A 766-nucleotide genomic window follows, 5' to 3' on the forward strand; every position below is an offset into this window, starting at 1 on the left:
CTGCGCGGGTTGGTCGGTTCCGGCTCGTCCCAGGTGGGGCTGAGCGCCGCGCTACGGGCCCGGGATGCGGCCCGCCCCAACGACGACGACCTGGCCGAGGCGGAGGCCCGCGTGGTGGTGGTCCGCCGCAACTGGGTGCCCCGCGAGGAGCTGCCCCGCTCGCCGCGCTGAGCGCCGCCCGTCAGGGCAGGTCGGGCAGCTTGCGGGTCTGCTCGTACTCGGCCACCTGGGCGATCCGGCGAGCGTGCCGCTCGTTGCCGGAGAACGGCGTGTTCAGGAACGCCTCGACGATGGCGGTCGCCTCGTCCAGCGTGTGCTGGCGGGCACCGACGGCGACCACGTTCGCGTCGTTGTGCTGGCGGGCCAGCTGAGCGGTCTCGACGCTCCAGGCCAGCGCGGCGCGGACGCCGGCGATCTTGTTCGCGGCGATCTGCTCACCGTTGCCGGAGCCACCGATGACCACTCCGAGGCCCGTCTCGTCGGCCACCACCTGGTCGCCGGTGTGCAGGCAGAACGTGGGGTAGTCGTCGTCCGGGTCGTAGGCGTGCGGGCCGACGTCGACCACGTCGTACCCCTGCATGGCCAGGTGGTTGGCCAGGTGCACCTTCAACTCGAAACCGGCGTGATCGGATCCCAGGTAGACGCGCATACCGGGAAGTCTGTCAGGCCGCGCCCGGGGACGTCACAGGGGCGTCCCCGGGCGCGGGTTCGTCACACGGTCGTGCGGACGGCGCTCATCGCGGCAGCTCGGCGACGACCAGACCGC

1 protein-coding gene is annotated in these 766 nt (G+C 72.6%); it reads right to left on the reverse strand.

The annotated features are described in order from the left end of the window. Nucleotides 1-181: 181 nt before the first annotated feature. On the reverse strand, nt 182-649 hold the full coding sequence (locus KBX53_RS34755; protein ID WP_030333518.1) for a ribose-5-phosphate isomerase: 468 nt from the start codon (nt 647-649) through the stop codon (nt 182-184). Nucleotides 650-766 lie beyond the last annotated feature (117 nt).

It is taken from the genome of Micromonospora sp. M51 (genome assembly GCF_018070305.1).
Taxonomy (GTDB): Bacteria; Actinomycetota; Actinomycetes; order Mycobacteriales; family Micromonosporaceae; genus Micromonospora; species Micromonospora parva.